The 6947-nt window shown below is 29.5% G+C and carries 5 protein-coding genes; all 5 read right to left on the bottom strand.

Annotation, left to right across the window (positions count from 1 at the left end; genetic code table 11):
- Positions 1-470 precede the first annotated feature (470 nt).
- Positions 471-1217 (bottom strand): triose-phosphate isomerase, encoded by a 747-nt coding sequence (tpiA, locus tag E6248_RS11100; RefSeq protein WP_136007787.1) that lies wholly within the window; start codon positions 1215-1217, stop codon positions 471-473.
- A 187-nt stretch (positions 1218-1404) separates the two neighbouring features.
- On the bottom strand, positions 1405-2583 hold the full coding sequence (locus E6248_RS11095; RefSeq protein ID WP_136007788.1) for a phosphoglycerate kinase: 1179 nt from the start codon (positions 2581-2583) through the stop codon (positions 1405-1407).
- Positions 2584-2784: 201 nt separating this feature from the next.
- A complete protein-coding gene (gene gap, locus E6248_RS11090; RefSeq protein WP_136007789.1) occupies positions 2785-3783 on the bottom strand; it encodes a type I glyceraldehyde-3-phosphate dehydrogenase in 999 nt (332 codons plus the stop codon).
- Positions 3784-3829: 46 nt separating this feature from the next.
- Complete coding sequence (locus E6248_RS11085; RefSeq protein ID WP_316340864.1) at positions 3830-4873, bottom strand: sugar-binding domain-containing protein; 1044 nt, start codon at positions 4871-4873, stop codon at positions 3830-3832.
- A gap of 278 nt (positions 4874-5151) precedes the next feature.
- Positions 5152-6534, bottom strand: coding sequence for an RNA polymerase factor sigma-54 (gene rpoN, locus E6248_RS11080; protein WP_316340863.1), 1383 nt, complete (start codon positions 6532-6534; stop codon positions 5152-5154).
- Positions 6535-6947: the final 413 nt, after the last annotated feature.

Here is a 6947-nt window from a genome sequence, read left to right as displayed (position 1 = left end):
TAATATACTTACTTAAATAAAATAATAAAATTGAAATCATATATATTTAAATCTTTATATAAGTCTCTAAAATACTTAGTTTACTTAAATGCTATTAATTCAAAATACAACTCAATTAATGCAAAATATCTACCACAACTTATATAATATTATCTTTCTTTAATTTCACCTTTATTATACTACAATTACTTCATTTTAACAATAAATGTACAAGCTAGTTAAACCTTTGCAAGAAAATATTTTTGATAATAATTATTAATTAATAATTCTTTTACTTGTATTTTCTCTAATTTTTGCAAATATATTTATTTTTTATCTTATCATCACACAAAAAAATTAAACTTTCTGTATCCATCTATTCTATTTTATTTTGTTTTATTCTCTTTTACTTTACTTTTCATCACTATACTTTTTATCAATTAAAAAGCTGTGTAATAATTATCTAATAATTATTACACAGCTTTAATTAATTAAAAGTTAACTATTTGTGAGAAATCTGCAGCAACTAAGCTAGCTCCACCAACTAAAGCTCCATCTATGTCAGACATAGCCATTTGATCTTTAATTGTGTTTGGCTTAACTGATCCACCATATTGAATTCTTATCTTATCAGCAACTTCTTTTCCAAACATTTCAGCTAATACAGCTCTTATAGCCATGATTGTTTCATTAGCTTGTTCGTTTGTAGCAGTTTTTCCAGTTCCGATTGCCCAGATTGGTTCGTAAGCAACAACAACTTTTTCTGCTAATTCTTTAGATAATCCTTCTAAATCAGCTTTGATTTGTGCTCCAACAACATCATTAGTTGTTCCGTTTTCTCTTTGCTCTAAAGATTCTCCACAGCAAAGGATTGGAGTTAAGTTATGAGCAAATGCAGCTTTAACTTTCTTGTTTAAAGCTTCATCTGTTTCATTGAAATATTCTCTTCTTTCACTATGTCCTAATACAACATAGCTAACTCCCATAGCTTCAAGCATTCCTGGAGCAACTTCTCCTGTGAAAGCTCCTTTTTCTTCAAAGTGCATGTTTTGAGCAGCAACTTTAATGTTTGATCCTTCAACTGCTTTTAAAACAGCATCTAAACAAACAAAAGTAGGACATACTACAACATCACATGTAGCATTAGCTACTAATGGTTTTAATTCTTCTACAACTTTTACAGCCTCAGCTGGAGTATAATGCATCTTCCAGTTTCCAGCTATTATTGGTTTTCTCATTTAAATCACCCCGTATTATTATTAATTGGAAGAATGAAAGAATTAAGAAATTAAAAAATTAAGGTTATTATTCAACAACGTTAAATAATAAAATAAAAATCTCTTTTTAGAATACCATGCTTTTAATCATTTCCATTCTTTCATTCTTTCATTTTTTCATTCTTTCATTAATAAATAAAACTTGTTTTTATTTATTATTTAGTGCTTCTATTCCAGGTAAAGCCTTACCTTCTAAGAATTCTAGAGAAGCTCCACCACCTGTAGAGATGTGAGTCATCTTGTCTCCAAATCCTAAGATATTAACAGCAGCTGCTGAGTCTCCTCCACCGATAACTGTTGTTGCATCTGCATCAGCCATAGCTTTAGCTACTGCAATTGTTCCCTTATTGAAGTTATCGAATTCGAATACTCCCATAGGTCCGTTCCATATAACTGTTTTAGCATCTTTAATTGCATCAGCATATAAAGTTTCAGTCTTAGGTCCGATATCTAATCCCATGTTTCCTGCTGGGATGTTTTGATCTTCTGTAACTACTGCTTCAACATCTTTGAATTCTGCAGCAATTCTGTGGTCAACTGGTAATAAGAACTTAACGCCCTTAGCAGCTGCCTTTTCGATCATTTCTTTAGCGTAGTCAATTCTATCAGCTTCCACTAAAGAAGATCCAACTTCGTATCCTTGAGCTTTTAAGAATGTGTAAGCCATTCCTCCACCGATGATTAATGTATCAACTTTTTCTAATAAGTTGTTGATAACAGCTATCTTATCTGAAACCTTAGCTCCACCTAATATAGCTACGAATGGTCTAACTGGATTATTAACAGCTTCTCCTAAGAACTTTAATTCTTTTTGAATTAAGTATCCACATACAGCTGTATCTAAGTAATCTGTAACACCTACAGTTGAGCAGTGAGCTCTGTGAGCTGTACCAAATGCATCGTTAACAAATATATCAGCTAAAGAAGCTAATTCCTTAGAGAAATCTTCTACGTTCTTAGTTTCTTCTTTTCTGCATCTTGTATTTTCTAATAATACAACATCGCCATCTTTCATAGCTTCTACAGCTGCTCTAGCATTAGCTCCTACTACTTCTTCATCTCTAGCAAAAACTACTTCTTTGTTTAGCATTTCGCTTAATCTCTTAGCAACTGGAGCTAAAGATTTAGAAGCATCTTTTCCTAAGTGTGAGCAAAGTATAACTTTTGCACCATTTTCAATTAAATAGTTTATAGTTGGTAATGCACCATTTAATCTATTTTCATCAGTGATAACACCATCTTTTAGTGGCACGTTGAAGTCACATCTTACTAAAACCTTTTTGCCTTTAACATCGATATCTTCTATAGTTTTCTTATTAAAGCTCATTGATTTCACCTCTTAATTTATTTTTTGAAACTTTATGTTTCATTTATATTTATAAGCATGAAGCTGCCTTTATTAATTTTTCATTGTGCGACAGCACCTTAAGTATCTATTCTTAATTTAAAATAGGTCTGGCCTCATAGATTTTCTATAAAACCAGACCCATAATTAATGCTCTATTTTAAGTATTACTTAACTATTTAATTATCTAGTTACGAAGTACTTTAAAGTTCTTATTAATTGGTTAGTGTATGACATTTCGTTGTCGTACCAAGCAGCAACTTTAACTAATTGCTCTTCTCCAACTGTCATAACTTTTGTTTGAGTTGCATCGAATAATGAACCATAAGTGATTCCGATTACGTCTGATGAAACTATTTCATCTTCAGTGTAACCAAATGATTCGTTAGCAGCAGCAGCCATAGCAGCGTTGATTTCTTCTACAGTAGCTTTCTTGTCTAAAGTTACAACTAATTCAGTTAATGAACCTGTAGTAACTGGAACTCTTTGAGCACCACCATCTAATTTTCCTTTTAATTCTGGAATAACTAAACCAATTGCTTTAGCAGCTCCAGTTGAATTTGGAACGATGTTTGCAGCAGCAGCTCTTCCTCTTCTTAAGTCGCCTTTTCCGTGAGGACCATCTAATGTATTTTGGTCATTAGTGTAAGCGTGGATAGTTGTCATAAATCCTTTTTGGATTCCGAACTTATCATTTAACACTTTAGCCATTGGAGCTAAACAGTTAGTAGTACATGAAGCACCTGAAACTACTGTTTCACTTCCATCTAATATATCATTATTTACGTTGTAAACAACAGTCTTGATGTCTCCAGTTGCAGGAGCTGAGATAACAACCTTCTTAGCACCAGCTTGTAAGTGTAAACCAGCTTTTTCTTGAGAAGTGAAGAATCCAGTACATTCTAATACTACGTCAACGTTTAATTCTTTCCATGGTAAGTCAGCAGGATTTCTTTCAGCTGTAACTTTGATTTCTTTTCCATTAACAACGAAAGCTCCTTCTTTAACTTCGATTTCTCCGTTGAATCTTCCTTGAGAAGAGTCATATTTAAATAAGTGAGCTAAAGTCTTAGCATCAGTTAAGTCGTTGATTGCTACCACGTTGAATTCTGGGTTTTCAATCATTAATCTTAATGCTAATCTTCCTATTCTTCCAAAACCATTAATTGCTACATTTACCATTTGCAATTACCTCCTAAAAATAGTTATATTTAAAATTTTAAAAATTTTAAGCTAATTTATTGTGTTCTTTGATGAACTCCATAATCTTTCTTCCAGCAGCTTCATCGGTGACTAATATGGCATTATGATTATTCATCATGGTTGCAATAATAGCGTCTACTTTATTTTCCCCAGCAGCCACTGCAATATGTGTGTTAATTTTTCTTGCTTCATTAATATTTATTCCAATTGAAGTATTTTCTGAAACTACTTTGGAATCTTTGTTAAAATAACATCCAAAAGCTTCTCCAACTGCTCCTAAAGATTTAAGCTTATTAAATTCATCACTTGATACATCTCTCTTTTCAGCCATTACTAAAGCTTCACCAATACCATATATTAAAATATTTGCTTTATGTATGTTATCTATTACTTCTTTTATTTCTTTTTCTTTTAATAAGGTATCTAAGAGATTTAAGCTTAGATTTTCTGGAATATGAAGCAATTTATAAGCTCCATTTAACTTTTTTGCTAAAGATGCAGCTAATGTACTTGCTTGTATTTCAACTTTTCTTCCCATTCCGCCTCTGGCTGGAACAACAAGAATATTAGAAACCTTGTTAATCTTTGGCATAGCTTCAACAAACTCTTTTATGGTGTTTCCACCTGTTATAGCTATAATATTGTTATCTTCTATTATAGATTTTAAACATTGAGCTGTAGCTTTTCCAATTTCCTTTAAGATAGTCTTGCTTTTTTCTACATCTCCTGGAACTATTATTACTTCTTTTAATCCAAGGAAATTTTTTATGTTTTCTTCAATATCTGATAAACCTTTTATTTCATGAATAAATTCTTTAAGTTTATCAACTATTTCTTCCCCTTCTTCTGTAACAGTCATTCCTGGTGTATTAATTTCAATTAAATTTTGAGATTTTAAAAAACTTATTTCGTTTCTTACAATTCTTTCACCAAGATCTAATTGATTTGCTAAAACACGTCTTCCTATAGGCTGATTGTAATATATTGTCCTTAGAATACTATAACGCTTTTCTAGGACTTCTACAAGTTCAGGAACTATTTTTTTCTGTAAATATAATATTTCCTGCACCGCCAACCCTCCTTTGGTCAAAAAAAGTCCCATATATTATATATATGTCCCACATCTAATATTATAAAACACTTCTATTGATTTTAAAAGTACTTTCTTTAAACTTTTCTAAAACTTTTACAATTATTTAGTATATTCTCATTAATGAGGAAGATATATTTGTTTATTGTAATACCTTCCTCATAATGTTAATCCTCTTATTCTTATAAAGTTTTAAAGTTTAATTTATTTCAAAGTTCTATTTTTTAAGCTTTAAATCTAGTATAAACTTTTTTCATTTACTCTATTCTTTTTCTTTTGCTTGAAGATCTTATACCTAGTTCTTCTCTATACTTAGCAACAGTTCTTCTTGAAATATTTAATTTATTTTTATTTAATTCATCACAAATTATTTGATCTGATAAAGGTTTTTTCTTATCTTCTGCATCTATCATTTCTTTTATTTGTTTCTTTATATTAACAACTGCTACATCCTCAGAATTATTTTTTGAAGTACTTAAGCCCCCAGTAAATAAATCTTTAATTTTTACAGTACCAAAACTAGTTAAAATATATTTATCCTTTATAGCTCTACTAACTGTTGACTCGTGGATTTTTAATATTTCAGCCATTTCCTTTAATGTCATTGGTTTTAAATATTTTTCTCCCTTATCAAAGTATTCTTTTTGTTTTTCTACTACTTGTTCTAAAATTCTAAGTAATGTACTTTTCCTTTGTTCTATACTTTTAATTAAGAACATTGCACTATTAAGTTTTTCCTTTACATAACTTTCAGTACTTTCATCTTCCTTGTTATTAATAATATCCTTATATAAACTACTTATTGAGAGCCTTGGTATTACACCTTCATTCATTATTACAAAGTATTCACCATCTATTTTCCTAATTGCTGCATCTGGAATTATGAATTTAACATCATCTCCTGTAAAGAATCCTCTTGATGGCTTTGGTTCAAGACCCTTTATAATATCACCTAAATCTTGGGCTTCTTTTGGAGTAATATCTAATTTTTTAGCAATAACACTGAATTTATTATCTGCAATTAAATCTAAGTACTCATCTATTATCTCTTCAAGGTTTTCATCTAACATTCCCTTTTTTATTAATTGGATTTTTAAACATTCTTTTAAGTCCCTAGCTCCAATTCCATCTGGGTCTAAATCTTGTAGAATTTCTAAAGCCTCTTCACCTAATTCAATATTAATATCTAATTCCTTGCATATCTCTTCTAAAGGCATGTCCAAATATCCTCTACTATCAATATTTTCTATCATATATGAAACTATAGCTTTTTTATATTCATCCTCATCAGATTCAATAAGTTGCTCTTGTAAGTATTCAGTAAGAGATTCGCTTTTAGATATAAAATTAAAGGGTGAAACTTCGTCATCCTTATTATAATCACTATAACTTTGGTTTCCGTAATTATCAAACTCTAAGTACTTAATCATTTCCTTATAATCTATTTTATCCTCAAACTTCTTATCTTCTTGGACAAAGTCAAAGTCACCTTCAAGAATCGGATTTTCTAAAAATTCCTTTTCTATATGCTCTCTTAGATCATAAGTAGACATTTGTAATAACTTAATAGATAATTGCATTTGTTGTGTCATTATTAACTTTTGTTCTTGGGTAAGATTTAAATTAAAATCTAATTTCATATATCACACCTTCATCCTATAGAGAACTTCTATCCTTATATTTTATGTATAAACTATAATTTAATATTTACTATGTAATCTATTTATAAATTGTTCCTAATTTTAGTTTAGAGCAATAAATTTATATAACATCATTTTAAAATACTTATTTCATTTAAACTATTTTATCAATAACTGAAAAACATTATTAATATATTTTTAATACTAATTCTACTACTAGTATAAACGTTAACTTAATCATCTATCAACTACATATATCTTCAAAAAATAATTTTTTTCTAAACTTTCTCAATTTTCCTATGAATAATAAGATTTTTTATATTCAAATGAATTTTACAAAATTCATTTAAACATTTTCATTTTAATATATATGTTTCAATAAATAATCTACATATTGAGTAATTACTTCACCC

Origin of the sequence: Clostridium sp., assembly GCF_032552055.1 — a bacterium.
In the GTDB taxonomy this organism is placed as follows: domain Bacteria; phylum Bacillota; class Clostridia; order Clostridiales; family Clostridiaceae; genus Clostridium.
This window is presented reverse-complemented; position numbering and strand designations above follow the sequence as displayed.

Bases quoted from the DNA above. Each gene is read 5' to 3' on its own strand.
- tpiA (WP_136007787.1), bottom strand. From the start codon at position 1,217: ATGAGAAAACCAATAATAGCTGGAAACTGGAAGATGCATTATACTCCA.
- E6248_RS11095 (WP_136007788.1), bottom strand. From the start codon at position 2,583: ATGAGCTTTAATAAGAAAACTATAGAAGATATCGATGTTAAAGGCAAA.
- gap (WP_136007789.1), bottom strand. From the start codon at position 3,783: ATGGTAAATGTAGCAATTAATGGTTTTGGAAGAATAGGAAGATTAGCA.
- rpoN (WP_316340863.1), bottom strand. From the start codon at position 6,534: ATGAAATTAGATTTTAATTTAAATCTTACCCAAGAACAAAAGTTAATA.